Source organism: Xenorhabdus sp. NBAII XenSa04, from assembly GCF_963866145.1.
GTDB lineage: Bacteria > Pseudomonadota > Gammaproteobacteria > Enterobacterales > Enterobacteriaceae > Xenorhabdus > Xenorhabdus indica.
In genome coordinates this window covers 1-915 of record NZ_CAWMEB010000280.1, presented here as the reverse complement: position 1 = coordinate 915, position 915 = coordinate 1, and the positions used below count along the sequence as shown (strand labels likewise).

General features: G+C 56.0%; 1 protein-coding gene. It reads left to right on the top strand.

The annotated features are described in order from the left end of the window. Window positions 1-8: 8 nt before the first annotated feature. Window positions 9-915 (top strand): AMP-binding protein (locus AAC147_RS10230; RefSeq protein ID WP_339955601.1); only part of this gene is annotated, 907 nt, incomplete at its 3' end.

The window sequence follows — 915 nt, the reverse complement described above, 5'->3', positions numbered from 1 at the left end:
GGCTGGATATGGATGACACGCCAGTACAAGACAGCGTACAGACCGCCCATCGCCGGCTGGCGGGATTATTAATCCATGAGCATGCGTCACTGGCGCTGGCGCAACAGTGTAGCGGCGTTGAACGCGGTACGCCGCTCTTTAGTGCCCTGCTCAATTACCGACACAATAGTCTCTCAGCATCGTCGGAGGAACCATTTGAAGGCATTGAATTTTTAGACGGACAGGAACGCACCAACTACCCCTTTGGACTGTCGGTGGAGGATTTTGGTAACGCACTGGGCTTGACGGCAAGTGTGGTGCTGCCGTTTGAGCCAGCGCGGATATGGGGCTATATGCAGCAGGCACTGGAAAGTCTGGTGGACGCGCTGGAAAAAGCCCCGGAAACCCCGGTACGGGCATTGGACATTCTGCCGCCAGCGGAGCGTACCTTATTATTAACCACCTGGAACAGGACAGAGATGCCTTATCCTGCGGCCTTGTGTATTCATCAGTGGTTTGAACAGCAGGCAGCGAAAATGCCCGCGGCGACAGCGCTGGAATATCAAGGACAAACACTCAGTTACGCCGAATTAAATACCCGCGCTAACCGGCTGGCGCATCAGTTGATTGAGTCAGGGGTCGGGCCGGAGCAACGGGTCGCGATTTGTGTGGTACGCTCACCGGCCATGGTGGTGTCCCTCTTGGCCGTACTGAAAGCCGGTGGAGCTTATGTACCACTCGACACAACCTATCCGGCAGAGCGGCTGGCGTATATTCTGAGTGACAGTGCGCCATCCGTAATATTGGCGGATGACACCGGACAGTCTACATTAGGTGACAGGATGCTGGCCGGGTTGACGGTACTGGACCCGACGATGCAGCCGGATCAACCGGACAGTAACCCCCAGGTTTCCTTGTTAACACCGCAAAATCTGG